This window comes from Aeromonas sp. 9A, from assembly GCF_963900955.1.
Taxonomy (GTDB): Bacteria; Pseudomonadota; Gammaproteobacteria; order Enterobacterales; family Aeromonadaceae; genus Aeromonas; species Aeromonas salmonicida.
On the sequence record NZ_CAWRFG010000001.1, the window covers coordinates 97,977 to 120,479 of the forward strand.

General features: G+C 60.3%; 24 protein-coding genes. 15 read left to right on the forward strand and 9 right to left on the reverse strand.

Annotated features, from left to right (window positions below; translation table 11 throughout):
- Window positions 1-129 precede the first annotated feature (129 nt).
- From AACX78_RS00450 to AACX78_RS00465, 4 genes are all read left to right on the forward strand, one after another.
- Entirely contained in the window at window positions 130-1,152 is a 1,023-nt protein-coding gene (locus AACX78_RS00450) for a LacI family DNA-binding transcriptional regulator (RefSeq protein WP_159165089.1), read from the forward strand.
- A gap of 32 nt (window positions 1,153-1,184) precedes the next feature.
- Window positions 1,185-2,165, forward strand: coding sequence for an acrylyl-CoA reductase (NADPH) (gene acuI, locus AACX78_RS00455; RefSeq protein WP_159165090.1), 981 nt, complete (start codon window positions 1,185-1,187; stop codon window positions 2,163-2,165).
- Window positions 2,166-2,239: 74 nt separating this feature from the next.
- Complete coding sequence (locus AACX78_RS00460) at window positions 2,240-2,362, forward strand: hypothetical protein (protein ID WP_111589670.1); 123 nt, start codon at window positions 2,240-2,242, stop codon at window positions 2,360-2,362.
- A 136-nt stretch (window positions 2,363-2,498) separates the two neighbouring features.
- Entirely contained in the window at window positions 2,499-2,831 is a 333-nt protein-coding gene (locus AACX78_RS00465) for a DUF2799 domain-containing protein (protein WP_021140705.1), read from the forward strand.
- Between the two features lie 27 nt (window positions 2,832-2,858).
- On the opposite strand, the gene AACX78_RS00470 is transcribed toward AACX78_RS00465, so the two are convergent.
- The gene (locus tag AACX78_RS00470) at window positions 2,859-3,023 is read right to left on the reverse strand and encodes a hypothetical protein (RefSeq protein ID WP_021140706.1); all 165 of its coding nucleotides are present in this window, start codon (window positions 3,021-3,023) and stop codon (window positions 2,859-2,861) included.
- Window positions 3,024-3,128: 105 nt separating this feature from the next.
- Entirely contained in the window at window positions 3,129-3,563 is a 435-nt protein-coding gene (locus tag AACX78_RS00475; protein ID WP_099991351.1) for a flagellar basal body-associated protein FliL, read from the reverse strand.
- Between the two features lie 145 nt (window positions 3,564-3,708).
- Between AACX78_RS00475 and AACX78_RS00480 the strand changes: the two genes are divergently transcribed.
- Window positions 3,709-4,245, forward strand: coding sequence for a chorismate--pyruvate lyase family protein (locus AACX78_RS00480; RefSeq protein WP_159165091.1), 537 nt, complete (start codon window positions 3,709-3,711; stop codon window positions 4,243-4,245).
- Window positions 4,242-5,111, forward strand: coding sequence for a 4-hydroxybenzoate octaprenyltransferase (gene ubiA / locus AACX78_RS00485; protein WP_005321240.1), 870 nt, complete (start codon window positions 4,242-4,244; stop codon window positions 5,109-5,111). The genes AACX78_RS00480 and ubiA overlap by 4 nt, the downstream gene beginning before the upstream one ends.
- A 58-nt stretch (window positions 5,112-5,169) precedes the next feature.
- Here the strand turns inward: ubiA and plsB are convergent, their stop codons facing one another.
- Entirely contained in the window at window positions 5,170-7,593 is a 2,424-nt protein-coding gene (gene plsB / locus AACX78_RS00490; protein ID WP_159165092.1) for a glycerol-3-phosphate 1-O-acyltransferase PlsB, read from the reverse strand.
- 204 nt (window positions 7,594-7,797) lie between these two features.
- On the opposite strand from plsB, the gene lexA reads away from it, so the two are divergent.
- The 4 genes from lexA to AACX78_RS00510 all read left to right on the forward strand — a co-directional run bounded on the left by lexA (window position 7,798) and on the right by AACX78_RS00510 (window position 11,406).
- Complete coding sequence (lexA, locus tag AACX78_RS00495; protein ID WP_005321237.1) at window positions 7,798-8,421, forward strand: transcriptional repressor LexA; 624 nt, start codon at window positions 7,798-7,800, stop codon at window positions 8,419-8,421.
- Window positions 8,422-8,874: 453 nt separating this feature from the next.
- Window positions 8,875-9,162 (forward strand): hypothetical protein, encoded by a 288-nt coding sequence (locus AACX78_RS00500; protein WP_005321232.1) that lies wholly within the window; start codon window positions 8,875-8,877, stop codon window positions 9,160-9,162.
- 209 nt (window positions 9,163-9,371) lie between these two features.
- Complete coding sequence (locus AACX78_RS00505) at window positions 9,372-9,998, forward strand: SCO family protein (RefSeq protein ID WP_159165093.1); 627 nt, start codon at window positions 9,372-9,374, stop codon at window positions 9,996-9,998.
- Between the two features lie 22 nt (window positions 9,999-10,020).
- Window positions 10,021-11,406 (forward strand): MATE family efflux transporter, encoded by a 1,386-nt coding sequence (locus AACX78_RS00510; RefSeq protein ID WP_159167411.1) that lies wholly within the window; start codon window positions 10,021-10,023, stop codon window positions 11,404-11,406.
- Here AACX78_RS00510 and trmL read toward each other — a convergent pair.
- From trmL to AACX78_RS00525, 3 genes are all read right to left on the reverse strand, one after another.
- On the reverse strand, window positions 11,388-11,852 hold the full coding sequence (trmL, locus tag AACX78_RS00515) for a tRNA (uridine(34)/cytosine(34)/5-carboxymethylaminomethyluridine(34)-2'-O)-methyltransferase TrmL (protein WP_005321220.1): 465 nt from the start codon (window positions 11,850-11,852) through the stop codon (window positions 11,388-11,390). The genes AACX78_RS00510 and trmL overlap by 19 nt on opposite strands.
- Window positions 11,853-11,933: 81 nt before the next feature.
- Window positions 11,934-13,289 carry an ATP-binding protein gene (locus AACX78_RS00520; RefSeq protein WP_159165094.1) on the reverse strand — a complete coding sequence of 452 codons (1,356 nt, stop codon included), beginning with the start codon at window positions 13,287-13,289 and terminating at the stop codon, window positions 11,934-11,936.
- Window positions 13,286-13,981, reverse strand: a complete 696-nt coding sequence (locus tag AACX78_RS00525) for a response regulator (protein ID WP_159165095.1) — start codon at window positions 13,979-13,981, stop codon at window positions 13,286-13,288. Before AACX78_RS00525 ends, AACX78_RS00520 begins: the two co-directional genes overlap by 4 nt.
- Window positions 13,982-14,067: 86 nt before the next feature.
- Here AACX78_RS00525 and fieF point away from each other — a divergent pair, with 86 nt between their 5' ends.
- From fieF to AACX78_RS00545, 4 genes are all read left to right on the forward strand, one after another.
- Window positions 14,068-14,979, forward strand: a complete 912-nt coding sequence (gene fieF, locus AACX78_RS00530) for a cation efflux pump FieF (protein WP_005321213.1) — start codon at window positions 14,068-14,070, stop codon at window positions 14,977-14,979.
- An 8-nt stretch (window positions 14,980-14,987) separates the two neighbouring features.
- Window positions 14,988-15,767 carry a serine O-acetyltransferase gene (cysE, locus tag AACX78_RS00535; protein ID WP_011899226.1) on the forward strand — a complete coding sequence of 260 codons (780 nt, stop codon included), beginning with the start codon at window positions 14,988-14,990 and terminating at the stop codon, window positions 15,765-15,767.
- A gap of 21 nt (window positions 15,768-15,788) precedes the next feature.
- The gene (locus tag AACX78_RS00540; RefSeq protein WP_159165096.1) at window positions 15,789-17,069 is read left to right on the forward strand and encodes a hypothetical protein; all 1,281 of its coding nucleotides are present in this window, start codon (window positions 15,789-15,791) and stop codon (window positions 17,067-17,069) included.
- A 259-nt stretch (window positions 17,070-17,328) separates the two neighbouring features.
- Complete coding sequence (locus tag AACX78_RS00545) at window positions 17,329-17,538, forward strand: cell division protein ZapB (RefSeq protein ID WP_011899225.1); 210 nt, start codon at window positions 17,329-17,331, stop codon at window positions 17,536-17,538.
- Between the two features lie 71 nt (window positions 17,539-17,609).
- On the opposite strand, the gene elbB is transcribed toward AACX78_RS00545, so the two are convergent.
- Window positions 17,610-18,260 carry an isoprenoid biosynthesis glyoxalase ElbB gene (gene elbB, locus AACX78_RS00550; RefSeq protein WP_005321205.1) on the reverse strand — a complete coding sequence of 217 codons (651 nt, stop codon included), beginning with the start codon at window positions 18,258-18,260 and terminating at the stop codon, window positions 17,610-17,612.
- 400 nt (window positions 18,261-18,660) lie between these two features.
- On the opposite strand from elbB, the gene polA reads away from it, so the two are divergent.
- Window positions 18,661-21,417: a DNA polymerase I gene (gene polA / locus AACX78_RS00555; protein ID WP_159165097.1), complete on the forward strand. Its 2,757-nt coding sequence runs from the start codon at window positions 18,661-18,663 to the stop codon at window positions 21,415-21,417.
- Between the two features lie 85 nt (window positions 21,418-21,502).
- Here the strand turns inward: polA and AACX78_RS00560 are convergent, their stop codons facing one another.
- A complete protein-coding gene (locus AACX78_RS00560; RefSeq protein WP_159165098.1) occupies window positions 21,503-22,042 on the reverse strand; it encodes a gamma carbonic anhydrase family protein in 540 nt (179 codons plus the stop codon).
- Between the two features lie 89 nt (window positions 22,043-22,131).
- Window positions 22,132-22,431 carry a hypothetical protein gene (locus tag AACX78_RS00565; RefSeq protein WP_159165099.1) on the reverse strand — a complete coding sequence of 100 codons (300 nt, stop codon included), beginning with the start codon at window positions 22,429-22,431 and terminating at the stop codon, window positions 22,132-22,134.
- Between the last annotated feature and the right edge of the window lie 72 nt (window positions 22,432-22,503).

The window sequence follows — 22,503 nt, forward strand, 5'->3', positions numbered from 1 at the left end:
ATTTATGCCATGAGTGGGATTCATCTTGCCCCGTCACTCGCTCAAAGGGGGTAAAATCCGGTTTGAGCAAATAGTCAGTGCCGCACTTTTGCCTTAAAGTGAGCACCCGTATGTCGAGGAAGGGAAGGGATGTCAGAAGCGAAGAAGCGCCGTAGCACGGGTCGGGTGACCCTCAACGATGTGGCCCAGCTGGCCGGAGTGGGTGCCATGACGGTGTCCCGTGCCCTGCGCACCCCCGAGCTGGTGTCAGACAAGATGCGCGAGCGCATCGATGCCGCCGTGGATGAACTCGGCTACATTCCAAACCGGGCGGCGGGTGCGCTCGCCTCCGCTACGTCCCAGACCATAGTGGTGATAGTGCCCAGCCTGACCGAGCGCGGTTGCGGCGACGTGATCGCCGGGCTGCAGCAGACCCTGCTCGATGAGGGCTACCAGATAATGCTGGGGGATGCCCAGCACCTGAAGCAGCAGGAAGAGAGCCTGCTGACCAGCTTTTTGCAGCACAACCCGGCTGCCGTTGTGCTGTTTGGTGGCGATCCCGGTGAGACCATCTGTGCCCGCCTGAAAGCATCCCGCCTGCCGGTCGTGGAGGTGGGCGCCATGGCGCGCAACCCTGTCGACATGAACGTGGGGGTCTCCAACTTCGATGCCGGTTATCAGCTGACCCGGCATCTCATCGAGCGCGGCTATCGCAACATCGGCTTTCTTTGTGCCCGCCAGGAACAGTGGATGCTGCAACAGCGCATGCAGGGCTGGCAGAAGGCACTGCTGGACAACTACCTCTCCCCCGATGCCATCATCAACACCTCTGAGCTGCCGAGTTTCAGCACAGGGGCCGCCATGCTGGGTGAATTTTTGTTGCGCTGGCCCGAGCTGGATGCACTGGTGTGCGTCAACGACGAGCTGGCGGCTGGGGTGCTGTTCGAGTGCCAGCGTCGTCACCTGAGCGTGCCTGGCAAGCTCGCCATCGCCGGATTCGACGATCTGGATGTGGCGCGCGCCTGCTATCCGGCGCTCACTTCGGTCCGGATCCCCTATCGCAAAATGGGGCAGGAGGCGGCCGAGCTTATCTTGCGCCAGCTGGCTGGCGAACCTGTCATGGGCACGGCCCTGACCCTGGATTTTCAACTGCAGAAGCGTCAAAGCAGTTGATCCCCGTTTCACACTTCATCAAAGAGGCAACCATGTTCAAGGCTCTGTTACTGGAAAATCAAGACGGCAAGACTGCTGCGACTCTGACCCGGCTGGCCGAGAGCCAGTTGCCGGCAGGCGAGGTGCGGGTGGCGGTGAGCTACAGCTCCCTCAACTACAAGGATGGGCTGGCCATCACCGGCAAGGGCAAGATAGTGCGTCAGTGGCCGCTGGTGCCCGGCATCGATTTTGCCGGTACCGTACTGGAATCGGCCGACAGCCGCTATCAGGTCGGCGACAAAGTCGTGCTGACCGGTTGGGGCGTGGGGGAAGGACACTGGGGCGGCATGGCCGAGCAGGCAAGGGTCAAGGCCGACTGGCTGGTGCCGCTGCCCGCCGGGCTGGATGAGCGCCAGGCCATGTGTATCGGTACCGCCGGTCTCACCGCCATGCTTTGCGTGCTGGCGCTGGAGGAGGCGGGCATCACCCCCGACAGCGGTGAAATCCTGGTGACGGGCGCGGCGGGCGGCGTGGGTTCCACCGCAGTGGCTCTGCTGGCCGCACTGGGTTATCAAGTCGCGGCCCTGACCGGTCGCCCCGAGGAGCAGGGGGATATGCTGATGGCGCTTGGTGCCAGCCGCATAGTGCCGCGCGGCGAGCTGCTGGAGCCTGCCAAACCGCTGGAGAAGCAGCTGTGGGCCGGGGCGGTCGATACCGTCGGCAGTCAGGTGCTGGCCAAGCTGCTGACCCAGATGAACTATGGTGGTGCCGTGGCCGCCTGCGGGCTGGCTGGCGGTTTCGATCTGAAGGCCACTGTCATGCCGTTCATCCTGCGCAACGTGCGGTTGCAAGGGGTCGACTCTGTGATGTGCCCGCTGGCGCGCCGCCAGTTGGCGTGGCAGCGACTGGCGCGGGATCTGCCCGCCCGCTTCTTCGAACAGGCGGTGACCGAGATAGCACTGGAGCAGGTGGTGGCGGCTGCCGAGGCCATCACGCAAGGCCGGATCGCGGGTCGCACTCTGGTCAAACTTTGATCCAGCCTTGACTGGCGAGCCCCATTTTTCTGGATAGACTTTGAGGGCGGGTGCACTATCCAAGGAGAATGAGCATGGGTGGACACAAGCCGGATTACGATCTCGATGATGAATGGGAACCGGAATCCTGGGAAGAAGAGCTGGATGAATGGGAAGACGAGAGCTGGCAGGATGATGACCCTCTCGACGATCAGTAATCCACGCATTGAGAGAACAGGCGGGCCTTGGGGCCCGCCTGATTTTTTGTGTGGCTCACAGGAATGGGGATGATCCCTTGGTCGCCGCCATCAGGCTGACTAGAATGAACTGCCCAAACGACACTCAAGGATGACTATGAGACTCACCATCATACTGTTTGCTGCCCTGCTGGGAGGCTGTGCCTCCAACGATGATCCGTGCGAGAAGGTATGGAGCGAGGTGGGGGAGGCAGATGGCAAGCTGGGCTTCACCACGGAACGGGTCGCGTTTCATCAGGACCTGTGCGGCAAGAAGGTGGATGTCGAGCTATGGAAACAGGGACGCCAAAAGGGACTGGCCTGGTATTGCCGGCCTGAACACCTCTATCTGGCCGGGCGTTCCGGCAGTGAATACCGTGGGGTTTGCCCCAATGACGGGCAGGCGCGCAGATTGTTCGAGCAGGGGCGTCAGGGCTGGACCGATCAATAGCCGGTCACGTGGTGGGGATGTCCAGTCTTACTCCTCTTTCAACCGCAGCGGCTGACACAGATAGCTTTTGTCATTGGCGCTGCGAGCACACTTGCCACAGACAAACTTGGGTTTGCGCACGATTTTGCGCAGTGTCTTGAGATCGGCGGGGATCTCGCTGCGGCGCCATTCACACAGGGTTTTGTTGCCCATAACGACTACCTCGACAACTCGGTGGGGGCCTAGTGTAATCACTTTTCATTTCGAAAACAGCGACAGGGCCACCTTGGCGTGGCCCTCGCTTAAGGCTTGTATCTGTTACTGGTAGAGGAACTTGGTGAAGATGAGCTCGCGTACCGCCTTCTTGCCGGTTTCTTTTACCAGCAGCTCGTTGACCTGGGTCTGGCACTCCTTGCGCAGCTCCTCACGGTTTACCAGCGATTTGACCTGCTCGGCGGTCTTGCTGCCCATCAGACGTATGATGGCGTCGCGGATCAGGGGGTCGTGCTGTTCCAGCAGTTTGAGGTCGCTCTCATTCTCGGCCATCAGCTCGACCGTGATCCGGATATAGCCGAGAGTCTTGCCGTCGCTGATGTAGTTGGTGATGATGTCGGGATCGAGGGCGTGGTAGGAAAAGCCGGGCTTGGCAGCGGCGTCGGCGCCCTCTGCGGACGGTTCCTCTTCGGACGAGGCCTGCACATGCAGGGAGCCACAGCTCAGTAACAACAGCAGCAGAATTTTGAAGATCTTCATATAGATGGCTCATCAGCGGCAGGTACCCCATTTTTGATGTTGCCATCGGGGCCGTCAAGCACGGATGTTCTTACAATTCTCGAATGATTTACGGATAATAAACCGGATTTTAACCTGATAACGTAAATCTCCGGATGGTGAAGCCGTGAAGTCCGAGTTGACTGTTCCCCTTATCCAGCTAGCGCCGTGGCGGGTTCCCGCAGAGTGCGAGCTGCCCGAGGCATTGCGGCCCTGGTTGCTGGAGGCCGATTCCATGACCCGGCGTCTGCGTCACCACAATCGCCACTTCTCGGTGCAGCTGCTGGGCAATCGCAGTGTCACCCTCTGCGCCGATGAACAGCAGCTGGTGGCCGCCGAGCAACCCATGGGCTTGTGCCGCGAGGTGATACTGCACGGTGATCGGGGGCCGGCTGTGCTGGGCTGGACCCTGTTTGCCGAAGCCGCCCTGCAAGAGAGCGGGCTGGGCGAGCTGGGTGAGCAGCCCCTGGGCGAGCGTATCTTCGGTGACGAGCCAGCCCGTCGCGATCACCTGCAACTGGCCTGTTTCGAGATTGCGAGCAATCCCTGGTGCCCGGCCGCCACCGTCTGGGGACGTCGTTCCCGTCTGTTTCTAGGGCAATGGCCACTGTTGGTCCATGAACTCTTCTTGCCCTCTCTGTCATGCAACAAGGAGCTGGAGTGAATCTGTTAACCAAGGAGCGGGGACTGGCCTATGTGCAGCTGGCCCGCATCGACAAGCCTATCGGGACCCTGCTGCTGCTGTGGCCGACCCTGTGGGCGCTCTGGCTGGCGGCCGGCGGCCTGCCGGATCTCTGGACCCTGCTGGTGTTTGTGGTGGGCGTGTTTCTGATGCGCTCGGCCGGTTGTGTCATCAACGACTATGCGGATCGCAACTTCGATGGCCATGTGAAACGCACCGCCGGTCGGCCACTGCCCATGGGCAAGGTCAAGCCGCGGGAGGTGCTGGCGCTGTTCGCCGTGCTGGCGCTCATCTCGTTCGCACTGGTGCTGACCATGAACTCCCTCACCATAGCGCTGTCGTTCGCGGCCTTGCTGCTGGCGGTCTGCTACCCCTTCATGAAGCGCTATATTCCGATCCCGCAACTGGTGCTCGGCATGGCCTTCTCCTGGTCTATCCCCATGGCCTATGCGGCTCAGGCCAACGCCTTGCCGCTGGTGGCCTGGCTGGTATTCCTCGCCAATCTGCTGTGGACCATCGCCTACGACACCCAGTACGCCATGGTGGACAGGGATGATGACCTCAAGCTCGGCTTGAAATCGAGCGCGATTCTGTTTGGTCGCCACGACAAGCGGATCATCGGCGTGTTGCAGCTGGCAACCCTGCTGATCCTGCTGGCGGTCGGCCAGTTGATGGGGCTGGGGGCTTGGTATTACTGGGGGCTGTTGGGGGCTGCGGCCCTGTTTGTCTACCAGCAGCGGCTGATCCGGGAGCGGCAGCGGGAGGCCTGCTTCCAGGCGTTTCTCAACAACAACTATGCGGGGGCGCTGGTATTCATCGGCCTGGTGCTCAACTACCTGTTGCCGTGATGAATGTCAGGATAAAAAGAAGGCCGCATGATGCGGCCTTCTTTGTTTCCGGTCTCTGTCAGAGCCGGTTGCCCGCCTGTATGGTGCGGCGGATCTTGTTGCTCAGCAGCGGCACTATGTTGTCGGCCAGCGCCTGGAAGCGGCCCAGATCCGGTTTGCACTCGGAAGAGAGGTAGCCCTCCTTGCGCAGGGTGTGGATCAGGGTGCTGAACAGCTTCTGGTCGAAAAACTCGGGGGCATTGATGCCGTGCAGGGTGCCGAGGCGCTCCGCCATCATCAGGCCGTCCGCCTCCAGCTGCTCCGCCTCGACATAGGGCTGGGCCAGCACCCGGGTCAACACTATGGCGTAGCGTTGCAGCGTCTCCTGAATGCTCTCGGCCAGCAGCAGCAGGCGCATCTGGTTGCCCGGATTGACCCAGTAGCCGCCATCGCGCGCCTCGACCAGTTGCTGGCGTTGCAGTTCGGCCAGCAGGGCATCGACCAGCTCCGGCAGCTCATCCTCTTCGTAGTGGAGGAACAGCTCCGTCTTGAGCAGCGGATAGATGTCGATGCAGCGGGCGACGATCTCGCTGCGGGATATCCCCTCGCAGCGCTCGATCAGGGCCGCCACCAGGGATGGCAATGCAAACAGGTGCAGTATGTTGTTGCGGTAGTAGGTCAGCAGGATCGCCTGATAGCGGTCCAGGCTGATGATCTGGCCCAGCTTGTCCTCGCTCACCTCGAACTTGTTGAGCTCCATCGCCTGATCCAGCAGTGTCTTGGCATCCTCAGCCGGGATTGTGCTCTGGGGGCTGTAGGGCACCTGCTTGAGCAGGTCCAGATAGGTGTTGAGCTGTGCCTGCAGTTCATCGCGAGTCAGGGCGTGGCGTTCGGCGGCCAGCAGTGCCAGCGCGCTCAGGGTCAGGCCATTGACGGCGGCGGCAGCGTTGATGCGGGTCATCAGCAGCTCGGCCAGCCGGGTGACTGTGGGTGCCATCCACTCTGGGCGCTCCTCCTGACCTATGTGGTCCTTCCACTCGGGCACATGTTCATTGAGGTAGCTGTTGAGGGTCAGGGGTTCGCCGAAGTTGACGAAGCCGCGGCCATAGTTGCGCAGCTTGCGCAGTATGCCGAGCACCTGCAGGAAGCTCTCTTTCTCCTTGCGGCTGCCCTTGAGCTCGTTGTGATAGGTATTCACCTCCATCACGTGCTCGTAGCCCAGATAGACGGGCACCAGGGTCACGGGTCTGTCCAGCCCGCGCATCATGGCCTGCAGTGTCATCGCCAGCATGCCGGTTTTGGGTGGCAGCAGACGACCGGTGCGGGAGCGCCCACCCTCGGTAAAGAACTCCACCGAATAGCCCTTGGCAAACAGCAGGTTGAGGTATTCGCGAAATACAGTGCTGTAGAGCGGGTTGCCCTTGAAGGTGCGGCGGATGAAGAAGGCGCCGCCATGACGGAAGATGGGGCCCGCCGGCCAGAAGTTGAGGTTGATGCCCGCCGCTATGTGGGGCGGCACCATCCCCTGGTGGTAGATGACGTAGGAGAGCAGCAGGTAGTCCATGTGGCTGCGATGGCAGGGCATATAGACGATCTCGTGCCCTTCTTGCGCCAGCTGGCGTACCTTCTCGGCGCCGTTGACCGAAAGGCCGCGATAGAGCTTGTTCCACAGCCAGCCGAGGAAGCTTTCACTGAGGCGGATCAGCCGGTAGGAGAAATCGGAGGCGATCTCGTCCATGTAACCGTGGGCGCGCTTTTGCGCTTTCTCCAGGCTGATGCCCTCGCGCTGCGCCTCCTCTTCTATGGCATGCTGGATCACGCTGGAATCCAGCAACTGCCTGAACAGCAGGCTGCGGTTCGGCAGCTTGGGGCCGGTGGCCGCCAGCTGCTGGCGGCTGAAGTGGGTGCGGGCCACCCGCGCCAGCTTGTGGGCGATAGCCTCGTCGGTGCCGTGCTTGTCCGCCATTTGACGCAGGGAGAGCGGCGGAGAGAAGCGCACCAGGTTCTCGCGGCCCTTGAGGATCACGATCAGCGCCTTCTTGAGGCGGTTCGGTGCCAGGCTGCTGATGATGTTCCAGCCGGAGGCCTCTTCCCCTTCCCGGCCGGGGGCGCGGCCCCAGAACAGGGTGACGGGCACCACCTGGATATCCAGTGCCGGATCCTGCTTGTGCAGATCCAGCAGCTGGTGGAACTCCTGCAAGAAAGGCAGCGGTTTGCTGCGCTTGCCGAACAGGGGAGGCGGGCGGTCCAGACAGACATAGCGCGGCAGCAACTGGCCGTTCAGCTCCAGCGGGGTGAAGGGACCAGGCAGGCCGAGATCCTCACAGCACTGTTGCAGTGTCATCAGGTCGGTGATCGAGCTGGTTTTCAGGGCATAGACTATGGGTCTGGCTGGATCCAGCTTGAGCTCTGTGATGGGATTTTCCGGCAGGCTCTTGTGATTGACCAAGCCACTGACCGGCCATTGCAAGATGGCTCTGGAAATCTTCTGTCCAAGGGACATGTGCGTCTGCTCTCCAAAAAAATGCGGCGTGAGCATAACAAATCACCGGCTGCTTGTCGCCGAGAGGTACGATGAGTCGGCTGCACAGCCGTAAAACCATGGCAAATAAGGGGTTGGCCGCGACAAATGTCAGCCGCGCCTTGCCTTGGCCACTGCACTGTATATACTGCCAGTGTGCTGTATAAAAAAACAGGTGCCAATGTTATGAAACCCCTAACCCCACGCCAGGCCGAAGTGCTGGAACTGATCAAGGTGAATATGAGCGAGACCGGCATGCCGCCGACTCGTGCCGAGATTGCCCAGAAGCTTGGTTTCAAGTCGGCCAATGCGGCCGAAGAACATCTGAAGGCCCTGGCCAAAAAAGGGGTCATCGAGATCATGCCGGGGACCTCTCGTGGCATCCGCCTGCTGATTGAAGAGGAAGCCGTGCTGGAAGAGACCGGCCTGCCTCTGATCGGCAAGGTCGCTGCCGGTGAACCCATACTGGCTCAGGAGCATATCGAGAGCCACTATCAGGTGGATCCCGCCCTGTTCCATCCGCGGGCAGATTTCCTGCTGCGGGTGCAAGGCATGAGCATGAAGAACATCGGCATCCTGGATGGCGACCTGCTGGCTGTCCACAAAACCCAGGAAGTGCGCAACGGCCAGGTGGTGGTAGCACGTCTCGACGAAGACGTCACCGTCAAGCGCTTCCAGCGCAAGGGCAGCCAGGTGTGGCTGCTGCCTGAAAATGAAGAGCTTGAACCCATCGCGGTTGATCTCTCCTGCCAGCAGCTCACCATAGAGGGACTGGCCGTCGGCGTGATCCGCAACGCCGACTGGATGTAACAGCACGGCCTCCCTCGGGAGGCCGTCTCGCTTCTGTACCCCTTTCCCCATGATTTCAATCAGATCCTGATACCCGTGATTTTTGTCTGTCGCGCCCGTCCGCATCCGGCTCATTTCAGATATATCCTTGGCTAAGGCAGTCACTTGCTTGATCTGCCCCCGAATGCTCGACAAGACGATCCTCTCCCACTTGGCAGGTGGCAGGAATCAAGGTCAGCAGGGATGCATAACAACAGCCTCAGGCGGCGCGCCGGACAGCAAGGGCGCTACCAGCCCAGTTGATGGAGGCGTTCGCGGAATAGAAGGGAGGGTGGCCAGCATTGCACCGGCGGCATCTGCCGTCTGGAGGATAAAGGCACACCTGCGCAGTCGACACGCGGCAGTCATCGATCTGGCCACCCAAGGGGGCTGTCGATGCTGACCGGCGTGACCTGTTGGTCAAGGAGGACAGGTATGGCTTCAAGCTCGCCATGGGATCCGGGTCTGGCATCGCCCGCTTCTTCCATCACCCGTTTCATCAAGGGTAACCGGATGACCCGCTTCTATGCTCTCTGGGTACATCACAAGGGTGCCTGCTGGACTGTCTGGCTTGGCTGCCCCAAAGACAAGATAGTCCGCCTGGTGCGTCTGTTTCACCGTCATAGCGACACGGGACAAACGGATCTTCCCTGGACGGCTCCCGTCATACCGCTGCGAGCCTTGACAAAGCGCGCCCATGAGCGGCGCAGACAACAACCCTGATGTTTCCTGGCCCTTGTCTCACAGCCCCACTTTGATGGTGGGGCTGTTGTTTTATGACCTCGGCCGGCTGACCAGTGATTATGGGAGCCTCTTTTGACCCAAGCGGCATCCGGTGCAAGGGATAACCCGGAGCGCGATGGGCTGGGTTACAATGGGCCATCCATTCGTGCCCACTCTGCGGGCATGTCGCAGTGAAAAGGTCTGTTGTTATGGTTAAACCGCGTTATCCCTTGCTGTTCCTGCTGCTGGTCGGGGGCATGATGGCTGCATTCCACTGGAGCCGGCCCTCCCTGCCCGAGCAGGCCGACTATTATCCGGCGGGGCGGGACATCAATCCGTTTGCCTTTACCGACGAGGAGGGGCAGCCCTTCGTTCCAGCCAGTCTGGTGGGACACTGGACCTTTCTGTTTGTCGGCTATACCTTCTGCCCGGATATCTGCCCGACCACGCTGGCGGATCTGCGCTCCGTCTATCCGGCGCTGAAGAAGATTGCACCGGACAGCCAGGTGGTGTTCATTTCGGCGGATCCGCAGCGCGATGACATCACTCGCCTCAAGACCTATACCGCTTTCTTCCATCCCGAGTTCAAGGCGGCAACCGGCCCCCACGAGAAGTTGTTCCCGTTTGTGCGCAACCTGGGCCTCATCTACTCCATTGCCGAACAGGGAGAGAAGAATTACCTGATCGACCACTCCGCCTCCATAGTGCTGATCAATCCGGAAGGCAAGCTGGAAGCCGTGTTCCGCCCCCAGATGAGCGAGGGGCGAGTACCCCATGTTGTCATGGAAACCCTGGTCTCCGATTTCGCCAAAATAGTGCGACTGGAGGGCGAATGATGCCGGATGAGTGGCTGCTCTCATGCTGATCCCGTCCTGGTTGACAGACAGGCGGCGCCATGGGGCCGTGTTTGCCCTGGCATTGCCCATGGTGCTCTCCAATATCACTACCCCATTGCTGGGGCTGGTGGATACCTGGGTGATAGGCCAGCTCGGTCAGGCCTGGTTTTTGGGAGGCGTCTCGGTCGGGGCGACCCTCATCAATCTCATCTTCTGGCTGCTCGGTTTCCTGCGCATGTCCACCACAGGGCTGACCGCCCAGGCTCATGGCGCCGGTAGTCCAGGTGACCAGCTCGACACCCTGGCGCGGGCGCTCGGTCTCGCCGTCGGGCTGGGCGTGCTGCTCTTGCTCTTGCTGCTGCCCCTGTTGCCCGTGCTGATTGCACTCAGTGGCGGGTCAGCCGAGGTGCAGGTTTATGCCAGCGAGTATGTGTCGGTACGGATCTGGAGTGCGCCTGCGGCGCTCTGCAATCTGGTGATCATGGGCTGGTTGCTGGGCATGCAGGATGCCCGCAGCCCCATGCTGTTGCTGATCTTCACCAACCTGATCAACATGGCGCTGGATACCTGGTTCGTACTGGGGCTGGGCTGGCAGGTGAAGGGAGTGGCCGCCGCCTCTCTGCTGGCAGATTACAGCGCCCTGGGGGTCGGGCTCTGGCTGGTGAGCCGCCATCTGCGCCGCCTCTCGCCCGAGGTGTGGCAGGGGGCCTGGCAACGCTGGCGTCAGTGGCCCGCGCTGTTGAGATTGCTCAGCCTGAATCGGGATATTTTCATCCGCTCCCTCTGCCTGCAGCTCTGCTTTGCCTTCATGACCTTGCAGGGGGCGCGTTTGGGGGATGTGGCAGTGGCCGCCAATGCGGTGCTGCTCAACTTTCTGATGCTCATCTCCTACGGGATGGATGGCTTTGCCTATGCGGTGGAGGCCATGGTGGGCCGCGCCATTGGCCGGCGGGATCGGCAGGCGCTGCGCGAAGCCATTGTCTTGAACCTTGGCTGGGCGCTGATCATAGCGATTGGTTTCAGCCTGCTGTTTGCGGCGGGCGGCAGCCAGCTCATCGCCCATATTACCGACATACCGGCGGTGATCGCCGAGGCAAACCGCCAGTTGCCCTGGCTGATCCTGATGCCGTTACTGGCGGTCTGGTGCTTCCTGCTGGATGGGGTCTTCATTGGCGCTACCCGTGCCCGGGAGATGCGTAACAGCATGCTGGTAGCGGCGTTTTGCGGCTTCTTCCCGGTCTGGTGGCTCTGTCAGGGCTGGGGCGTTGCCGCCTTGTGGGCCGCCATGGGCGCCCTGATGGCGGGCCGAGGTCTGACACTGGGGTATCTGTGCTGGCAACTGGAACATGATGGCCGCCTGTTGCATTCACCCCATGGGGTGAGTCAGGCTCAGAGCGAGCCCTCATAACCCAGCTGGCGCCAGCTCTCGTACACGAATACCGCCACCGCATTGGAGAGATTCATGCTGCGGCTCTGGGGCAACATGGGGATGCGCAGCCGCTGTTCGAACGGCAGGCTCTCTATGATCTCCAGTGGCAGACCTCGGCTCTCCGGGCCGAACAGCAGGGCATCACCGGGCGCGAACTGCGCTGCAGAATGGGCGGTACTGCCCTTGGTGGTGCAGGCAAATACCCGCTCGGGAGCAACGGCAGCCAGAAATGCCTCATAGCTCGGCCAGCGTTTCACCTCGGCAAACTCGTGATAATCGAGCCCGGCCCGCTTCACCCGCTTGTCATCCCACTCGAACCCCAGCGGTTCTATCAGATGCAGCCGGTAGCCGGTGTTGGCGCAGAGGCGGATGATGTTGCCGGTGTTGGGCGGGATTTCCGGTTGGTAGAGCACGATATCGAGCATGGCGGGATCCTGATGCGGGCCGAGATGGGGCGGAAAAGGGCGCCAGCATACCCAGCGCCCGCCTGGATGAAAAGAGATGGCTCAGCCAATAGGCAGACGTATGGTGATCGTCAGCCCGGTGGGCTGATTGCAACTGGCGCGAATGGTGCCGCCATGGCGCTGGATTGCCTCCGAGGCGATCGCCAGCCCCAGCCCGGTGCCGCCGGTCTTGGCGTTGCGGGCATCATCCACCCGAAAGAAGGGCAGGAACAGCTGCTCCTGTTGCGCCACCGGCACACCCGGGCCATCATCACGGATGGTGATGACCCACTCCCTTCCTTCCCGATACCAATCCAGTTTGATGAACTTGTGAGCGTACTTGAGTGCGTTGCGCAGGGGATTTTCCAGCGCCCGTGCCAGCAGCTCGGGCCACATCCTGATCGACTCGGTCGGCAGTGGCGGCAGCCGGAGTTGCTTGCCGCTCTGGTTGGCTTCGAACATGGCGTCGTCCAGCATGGGCTCCAGCAGTTCGGCCAACGGCATCACCACAGGTGCCTCCACATGCTGCTGTACCCGTGACAGGTCGAGCAGGTCGCCGATCAGCTTGTCCAGTCGTCCAATCTCCGACTCTATCCGTGCCAGCTCGTTGCTGTCGCCCTGCTTGCGGCGGATCAGCGCCTGCGCCAGCTGGATACGGGTGAGGGGGCTGCGCAGCTCGTGGGATATGTCGGACAGCAGCTGCTTCTGCTTCTGGAGCATGCTCTTGAGCGTGTCGACCATGTGGCTGACGTGATCCGCCAGCTGGCCAATCTCGTCACGCCGCCCCAGATTGGGGATCTGTACTTCCAGGTTGCCCTCCGCCAACTGGGAGACTGATCGCTGCAACTGCAGTATGGGACGAGTCAGTCGCCAGGCCAGCAACAGGCAGAGCGGTGTACTGACCAGCATGGCGATCCCCAGGATCTGGATCGGGTGATCCAGGATCTGGATAAACAGGAACAGATAGGAGTTTTCGACATTGAGGCCGAAGTAGACGTGATAGGTCTGACCGTGGTGCTCCATCTCGAAGGGACCGGCGATGGCTCTCTGGTGCTCGCTGCCCAGCATGGGTTTGGCCGGGTTGTCCGAGTCGACCATGAAGCGGACGACGAACTTGCTGAGCCGCGTGCTGGATTGCATCTGTCCCTTCTCGTCGCGCAGGTAGATATTGTCCACAGGCAACAGACCAGCAGCCTCTATGGCCTTGGCCAGATCGAAATCCTGATTGGGGTCGGCACCCCGCTGAAGGGCTTTCAGGTTGTTGTTCATCCGCACCATCTCGTGGGCGGGTAACGGGATTATGTTGCGGGGATCCAGGGTCGGCAGTATCACGACAGCGGCGACCACGACCAGCAACATGAACCAGAACCAAAGGAAAATCTGGGTGGAGAGGCCATTGAGGGAGCGAGCCGTTTTCATGCCTGTTCCAGCCAGAGGTAGCCGCGTCCCCGCACGGTTTTGAACCGCGGCTGACCATCGGCGCGTTCCGGCAGTTTCTTGCGCAGGTTGCTCAGGTGCATGTCGATGGCGCGATCGAAGGGTTCCAGCTTCTTGCCGAGCACCAGCTCCGAGAGCTGGCTCTTGCTGACGATCTGGCCGGGATTGCGCAGCAGACACTCCAGCAACCCGAATTCGGTGGCGGTGAGCTCCAGCAGCTGTTCGCCGCTACTGGCTTGCTGCAAGCCCGGTTGCAGCACCAGATCCATGAAGCGGATCTCTTCGGAAGTACCGCCACGCTGGGGTTGCGCACTCTGGGTCCGGCGCAGTATGGCGCGGATCCGGGCCAGCAATTCTCTGTCATCAAAGGGTTTGGCAAGGTAATCATCGGCGCCCGCCTCCAGCCCGTTGACCCTGTCCTGGCTGTCGCCCCGCGCAGTCAGCATCAGCACCGGGGTGTCGTGGGTCTCACGCAGCTTTGCCAGCATGGCGAAGCCGTTGAGCCTGGGCATCATCACGTCCAGCAGCACCAGGTTGAAGTCCTGCTCGGCCAGCCGCAGCAACCCCTCTTCGCCATCCTCGGCGACAGTCACCTGGAAGCCTTCCAGGGTCAGAATTTCGGTGAGCAGCTGAGTCAGCTCGAGATCGTCGTCGACCAGGAGTATTTTGTGCATCTAGGGTCATTCCGCTGATTTTTCGCGCCAAAGTGACGCAGGGGTCAGGGTATAATAGTTTTTTAACCGCAAGAGGAAAGCCGGTTTTGAGCCATCAACAATATTCCCGCTGGGTGACGCTGGCCAGTATGGCCGCCGTCACCACCGCCACCCTGCTGATCACCGGCAAGCTGATCGCCTGGCTCATGACCGATTCCTCAAGTCTGCTGGCGTCGCTCACCGACTCCTTCATGGATGTCAGTGCCTCCATCATCAACCTGCTGGCCATTCGCTATGCGCTGGCACCGGCCGATGATGAGCACCGCTTCGGCCACGGCAAGGCGGAATCGCTGGCGGGTCTCATTCAGTCCGCTTTCATCTCTGGGTCGGCCCTGCTGCTGGTGATGCACGGCATCTCCTCCCTGCTCAATCAGGCCCCCATTCTTCGACTCGAAGCGGGTATCTGGGTCAGCGGCGGCTCCATAGTGCTGACCCTGCTGCTGGTCAGCTTCCAGGGTTTTGTCATCCGCAAGACCAACAGCGTGGCCATCAAGGCCGACATGATGCACTACCGCTCCGATCTGCTGCTCAATGCCGGCGTCTTGCTGGCGCTGGTGCTGGCGGGGCGGGGCTGGTTCTGGGCCGATGGCCTGTTTGCCATCCTGATCGGTCTGTTCCTGCTGTGGGGCGCCATCCATATCGGCTATGAGTCTGTGCAGGCGCTGCTCGATCGTCAGTTGCCAGCCGAAGAACAAGCGAGAATAATGGCCCTCTGCTGTGAAGTCGAAGGTGTCCACGGGGTGCATGATCTGCGTACCCGCCAATCCGGTCCGACCCGTTTCGTTCAGTTGCATCTGGAACTGGACGATCAGCTCCCTCTGGTCAAGGCCCATCAGATTGCCGATGAAGCCGAACTGGCGGTGCGTCAGGAATTTGAACGCATGGATGTCATCATTCATATGGACCCCATCTCTGTGGTGCACAAGGAACAGCAAGGCACTCCATCAGAACAACAGTAGGCTGCAACATGGATGATCTGGTTGCCAGAACCTGGCAAAAAATTGAGCGAGAAGCGGCATGCATGGCAACCGAAGAGCCCATGCTGGCCAGCTTCTTTCACTCCACGATTCTCAATCACAAGAACCTGCGTTCGGCTCTCAGCTTCCAGCTGGCCAACAAGCTCGACAGCGCCACCATGCCCGCCATCGCCCTGCGTGAGGTGATCGAGCTGGCCCTGCGCAGCGAGCCCGAGTTGCTGGCAATGGTGGCGGCAGATATCTGCGCCGTGCAGGAGCGCGACCCGGCGGTCGATCTCTTCTCCACCCCGCTGCTCTACCTCAAGGGTTTCCATGCCCTGCAGGGGTATAGGGTTGCCAACTGGCTGTGGCGCCAGGGTCGTCGCTCGCTGGCGCTCTACCTGCAAAACCAGATTTCGGTGGTATTCGGAGTCGACGTGCACCCGGCTGCGCGGATCGGCAAGGGCATCATGTTTGACCATGCCACCGGCATAGTGGTCGGTGAAACCGCTGTGATTGAAGACGATGTCTCCATCCTGCAGAGCGTGACCCTGGGAGGGACCGGCAAGGAGAGCGGCGATCGCCATCCCAAGATCCGCGAAGGGGTCATGATAGGGGCGGGCGCCAAGGTGCTCGGCAATATCGAAGTGGGGATGGGCGCCAAGATAGGTGCCGGCAGCGTGGTGATCAACCCTGTGCCGCCGCACACTACTGTCGCCGGCGTACCGGCCAAGATAGTGGGCCGCCCGGAGTGCGACAAGCCTTCGCTGGATATGGATCAGTGTCTCTGATCCCCTGACCGAGACGATTCGATGGCCAAGCGCTGGTCAGGTTACCTGATCCTGGGGATGTGGCTGCTCAACCTGCTGCACCTCTATCTGGGATTCTCCCCCTGGCCGGCGGCCATCGCCGCCTGGGGGGCATCGCTCCTCACCTGGCCCTGGCTGGTGGGGGCTGCCAGACGACAGGCCCTTGCTCTGTATGGTGCAGCCCTCTTGCTGCTGATCTTCTCATGGTGGCGGGGGGCCAGCCTCAATCCGGGCGACTGGCTGTTGCCCAACATCAATATGCTCACCATGTTTGCCGCCGTGAGCACCCTCAACCTGGCAACGTCCGGCCTGCTGACCGGTACTGCCTCCTGGTCCGGTCGCAAGGGGCTGTGGAGCACCATGGCCAGCCTCAATCTGCTGGGATCCGTCATCAATCTTTCTGTGCTGTTCATCATCGGCGATCGGTTGGAACGTAACGGCACCCTGGAGCGGCGTCAGGTAATGGTGCTAAGCCGGATCTTCTGTGCGGCGGCTTTCTGGTCCCCCTTCTTCGTCGCCATGGCAGTGGCGCTCACGTACGCGCCGGGTCTGCAGCTCTCCAGCATAATGCCGTTTGGCGTGATTGCGGCTCTGCTGGCCATGGGGCTGACCGCATGGCAGGTGGAGCGACTCGGCGTACAGGATTTTGCCGGCTATCCGCTTCGACTGCAGACCCTGGGGCTGCCGGTGGCCTTGGCGCTGCTGGTGCTGCTGATCAAGCAGATCTGGCCAGCGCTTGGCATTCTGGCCGTGATCGCCCTGGTGGCACCGCTGCTGGCGCTGCTGTTCATGCCCAGAGCCGGGCGAGGCGCCGCCCTCAAGCGGCAGGTGGTGGAGCGTTTCCCTGCCATCGGTGGCCAGCTGGTGCTGTTTCTGGGGGCCGGTTTGCTGGCAGCCGGCATCAACAGCGCTCTGTCTGTGCTCCAACTTGGCGGTGAGCACGGGCTGCCACTCTTCAACCACTTCGGCTGGCTCGAGTCATCCCTGACGTTGCTGTTGATCTTGCTGGTGGCCATCGTCGGTGTGCATCCGCTCATCAGCATCTCCGGGCTGGCGCCGCTGCTGTGGCCCTTGTCACCGGACCCCAGCCTGCTCGGCATGTGTTTTTTGCTGGGATGGGGACTTGCGACCGGGACCAGCCCGCTCTCCGGCTCCAACCTGGCATTGGCATCGCGCTACAACCTGAGTGCGGGGATGATCCTGCGCTGGAACCTGCTCTATGGCCTGCTGATGTACGGGGTCGCCTGCTTGCTGTTGGGGGCTTATGTGGCGCTGCACGGATGAAGGCATAACTGGGGGGAAGTGCCCGGCAACATGCCCGTGGTGACTGGATTGGCAGGGCGTTGCCTGCTGGTTATGAGGCTCTTGTATCGGCCTGGGCGCAGGATGCGAGAAAAATAGACGCATATTTAGACAATACATCTATGGAAGGCGCATTTTACAGCGCGCTGGCTTGTTTGTGCCGATGTGCTCGGGGTATGCTGGCTTTACGCGCTTGAATCGCCCTCTGTGGGGCATCGCAATTGAACATACAGGTATGCATATGTCACTAGAAGTCCTTGAGCAACTCGAATCCAAAGTACAATCCGCCGTCGACAACATCTCCCTGCTGAAGATGGAGCTGGACGAACTGAAGGAGCAAAACAGCAAGCTGCAAGACGAGAACCATCTGCTGCGCAACGAGCACGTGGCATGGCAGGAGCGCTTGCGTGCCCTGCTGGGCAAGATGGAGCAGATGGGCGAATCCATCTAATCGGCAGCCAGCTGCAAGATTGAAAACAGGCCGCTCCATGAGCGGCCCGTTTGTTTGTGGCGGAGTGGGGATTACAGCGCCAGCAGCTGCTTGACCGTCTTCTCTATGCCATCTGCCGCTTCCACAATGTTGTTGGCCAGCATGTAGGCGGGGGTGGAGATCACCTTGCGCTCCTGATCCACCACGAACTCGTTGACCGGGCAGTTGAGATGGCTGCCCCCCATGGCCTCCATGGCATTGGCGGTGCCTTCGTCATGGCCAATGGTCGCCAGAGTGCCGGCGCCATAGATGAGCGGTATCATGGCGGGCGCGATGCAGATATAGGCTGCCGGCTTGTTGGCATTGGCAAAGCTCTGGCAGGCTTTGAGGACATCCGGCTGAATTTGGCACTCGGCTCCCTTGATGGCGAAGTCGCACAGGTTCTTGGCGGCACCAAAGCCGCCGGGCACCAGCAACGCGTCGTAATCGGCCGCATCCAGCTCTGCCACATCTCTGATCTGACCGCGACAGATGCGAGCGGCTTCAACCAGCACGTTGCGGCTTTCCCCCTCGCTCACGTCACCGGTCAGGTGGTTGATAACATGGAGCTGCGCCACGTTTGGAGCGAAGCATTGGGTAGTCGCACCCTGGCGGGCCAGCGCCAGCAAACTGATGACGGCCTCATGGATTTCGGCACCATCAAAGACGCCACAGCCACTCAAAATCACGGCCACTTTTTTCATGGCAAACCCCTCGTTGTTGAAAATGTGAGCCAGGATAGATTGTTGTACTTTTGTATGGTTATCGTTCGCCATCCGCTGGTCAAGTCATCCCGCTGTGCTAGGATTGTTTCGTTTTCGATCCTGCCGTATCTACTCCCTTAAATCTTTTTCCACATTGATCGAGATCATCTCAACCGTCTCAAGATCAGTTTTTACGATCTCATCGTATTGTTTTATATGTACTTTTATATTGTTATGCACAGCTTTGCCACTGTGGTCCGTAGTGAGCCCCATTTTTGAACACAGAGTTATCCACAGTGCGCCCCTTTTCAATGGCCTGTTGATGGTGGCGCTAGCCCCCTTGGTGTGAAGGGGGCCCTGTGGCATCCTAGCGGCTGTTTATCTCTGGCAGGACGATTTCATGGCCCCTAGCAATCCCCTTATTCTGGTCGACGGCTCTTCTTATCTTTACCGCGCCTTCTTCGCCTCCCAGCAGGCCGATCTGCGCACATCGACCGGTTTGCCGAGCGGTGCCGTCCGTGTCATGGCCAACATGATGCGCAGCCTGCGCAAGCAATACCCTGACTGCCATGTGGCCGTGGTGTTCGACGCCAAGGGCAAGACTTTCCGTGACGACATCTATCCCGAGTACAAGGCTACCCGTGCCAGCATGCCGGACGATCTGCGCAGCCAGGTCGCCCCCATTCACCAGATGATCAAGGCGATGGGCTTCCCCTTCTTGATGGTCGAAGGCGTCGAGGCCGACGATGTGATCGGCACGCTTGCCCGCCAGGCCACCGAGAAGCAGCTGCCTGTGCTGATCAGTACCGGCGACAAGGACATGGCACAGCTGGTCTCCGACCACGTCACCCTGATCGACACCATGAAAGATGTGAAGACAGACAGGGAAGGGGTGATTGAGAAGTTTGGCGTGCCGCCCGAGCTCATCATCGACTATCTGGCCCTGATGGGGGACAAGGTGGACAACATCCCCGGCATGACGGGTGTCGGCGAGAAGACAGCGCTGGCCCTGCTGCAGGGGATCGGCAGCATAGACGAGATTGCAGCCAACCTCGACAAGGTGGCGGGCCTCGGCTTCCGCGGCTCCAAGGCGTTCGCCGACAAGTTCCGTGAGCAGGAGGAGCAGGTTCGCCTTTCCTATGTACTGGCGACCATCAAGACCGATGTCGAGCTGGAACAGAGTCTGGAAGAGCTGCAGCTTGGCCCCATCGACAAGGAGTCCCTGCTGGCAGTCTACCGTGAATACGAGCTTCGTAACCTGATCAAGGAACTGGAGTCAGGTGGCGAAGAGAGTGCCGGACAGAAAGAGGCTGGCGATGACAGCGCTGCACCGGTTGCCGCCATCGAAACCGACTACCGCTGTATTCTGGACGAAGCCGAGTTTGACGGCTGGCTGGAACAGCTGAAAGTGGCACCGCTGTTTGCCTTCGATACCGAAACCACCAGTCTCGACTACATGGAGGCGCGCATCGTCGGCGTTTCTTTCGCCGTCGAAGCGGGCAAGGCGGCCTATGTGCCGTTCGGTCACGACTATCTCGGGGCGCCGGTGCAGCTGACCGAGGCCGTGGTACTGGGCAAGCTCAAGCCGTTGCTGGAGGATCCGACCCGGCTCAAGGTGGGTCAGAACCTCAAGTACGATCGCAACGTGTTGCTCAACCACGACATCGACCTGCAGGGTATCGCCTACGACACCATGCTCGAGTCCTACGTGCTCAACTCTACCGCCAGTCGTCACGACATGGATTCGCTGGCCAAACGCTATCTCGGGGTCGAAACCACCTCTTTTGAAGATATAGCGGGCAAAGGGGTCAAGCAGCTCACCTTCAACCAGATTGAGCTGGAGCAGGCAGCTCCCTATGCGGCGGAAGATGCTGATATCACCCTGCGTCTGCACCAGACCCTGTGGGGCCAACTGGAAGCCGTGCCTGGCCTGTGCCAGGTATTCAGCGAAATCGAGCTGCCGCTGCTGCCGGTACTGGCGCGGATGGAATTGCTCGGCACCACTATCGATCCCAAGCTGCTGCACCAGCAGAGCCAGGAGATAGAGCTGCGGCTGGCCGAACTGGAGCGTCAGGCCCATGAGCTGGCCGGGCAGGAGTTCAACCTCTCCTCGCCCAAGCAGCTGGGGGAGATCCTCTTCACCAAGCTGGGCCTGCCGATCATCAAAAAGACTCCGAAGGGTGCGCCGTCCACCGCAGAAGAGGTGCTGGCCGAGCTGGCGGAGACCTACGAGTTGCCGCGCCTGCTGATGGAGCACCGCACTCTGGCCAAGCTCAAGTCCACTTATACCGACAAGCTGCCGCTGATGATCAAGCCCCAGACCGGGCGGGTACACACCTCCTATCATCAGGCGGTGGCGGCCACCGGCCGTTTGTCCTCCTCTGATCCCAACCTGCAAAACATTCCGGTGCGCAACGAGCAGGGTCGCCGGATCCGGCAGGCCTTCATCCCGAGTGCCGGCTACAAGCTGGTGGCGGCAGACTACTCCCAGATCGAGCTGCGCATCATGGCGCACCTCTCCGGTGACAAGGGGCTGCTGACCGCGTTTGCCGAGGGCAAGGACATCCACAAGGCGACGGCCGCCGAGGTGTTCGGGGTCGCGCTCGATGCGGTTACCACCGACATGCGTCGCAGCGCCAAGGCGATCAACTTCGGCCTCATTTATGGCATGAGCGCCTTTGGCCTGGCCAAACAGCTGGGGATCGGTCGCGCCGAGGCGCAGAAGTACATGGACCTCTACTTCGAACGTTACCCGGGTGTGCTGGAGTATATGGAGCGTACCCGCCAGCAGGCAGAAGCACAGGGTTATGTCGAGACCCTGTTCGGCCGTCGTCTCTATCTGCCGGATATCAAGTCCCGCAACGCCGGTCTGCGCAAGGGCGCCGAGCGGGCGGCGATCAACGCCCCCATGCAGGGGACGGCCGCCGACATCATCAAGCGCGCCATGATCAACGTAGATGGCTGGATCTGCGGCATCGAGGATGAGTCGATCCGCATGCTGATGCAGGTACACGATGAACTGGTGTTCGAGATCCGCGAAGAGAAGCTGGAGGAGTACACAGCCATCATCAAGGAGAAGATGTCGGCCGCTGCCGAACTGCATGTGCCGCTGCTAGTCGAAGCAGGCACGGGCGACAACTGGGATCAGGCCCATTAACTTTCGGCACTCTGTTGCTATATAGATAGCTATAATAAGAAGAGAAGCCCGGCATCATGCCGGGCTTCCTGTTTGTGGGGTCTGCTCAAGCCTCTTGCAGATACTCGTCCTTGAGCAGGACATAGTTGTCGGCTGAGGTCTTGAGAAATGTGACTTCGGCAGGTTTGAGGGGGCGGACTTGCTTGACGGGGTTGCCCATATAGAGGAATCCGGATTCGAGTCGCTTGCCTGGCGGCACCAGACTGCCGGCCCCGATCATCACGTCATCTTCCACCACAACCCCATCCAGGATGATGGCCCCCATGCCGACCAGCACACGGTTGCCTATGGTGCAGCCGTGCAGCATGGCCTTGTGGCCGACGGTGACATCTTCCCCGATTAACAGCGGATAGCCTTCAGGATTGCTGGCACTCTTGCGGGTAAGGTGCAACACAGTGCCATCTTGAATATTGCTGCGGGCGCCGATGCGGATATGGTTCACATCCCCCCGCGCCGCCACCATGGGCCAGATGCTGGCATCTTCCGCCAGATTTATATCCCCCACCAGAGTCGCGCAGGGATCCACATATACACGTTTACCCAGTTGTGGGCGTTTTCCTTTGTAAGGTCTCAGTCGCAAGTCCATCTTGGTCTCCTTGTTTTTGGCCATTCTAGCAATCCGGAACTCGCTTCTGTGGATAAGTTTGTACAAAAGCTGTGGTTGGTTATGAATAACTAAAAAAGTGCCGATTTTTGCAATTTTATTGCCGATAAGGGGTTGCCAGAAAGATTCAACTCCCTATAATGCGCCTCCATCGACAGGGCAAGCGGCAACGCAAACAAGCCAGTCGGTGCCTCGAAAAGCCTTTGAAAATAAGGCTTGACTCGAGAAGGCGGTTGAGTAGAATTCCACTCCCGCAGCAACACACTGTTGCGTCGCTCTTTAACAATTTGAATCAAGCAATCTGTGTGGGCACTCACAGCATCGAACATCAAACAATTTTGTTGATTTTCAATGTCTGGTGAAGTGACCAAGACGATTTCTTAGCAATAAGAAGTCGAACAGTTTATTTCAGCAATTCATTGAGCCGCTGAAGTTCATTGCCT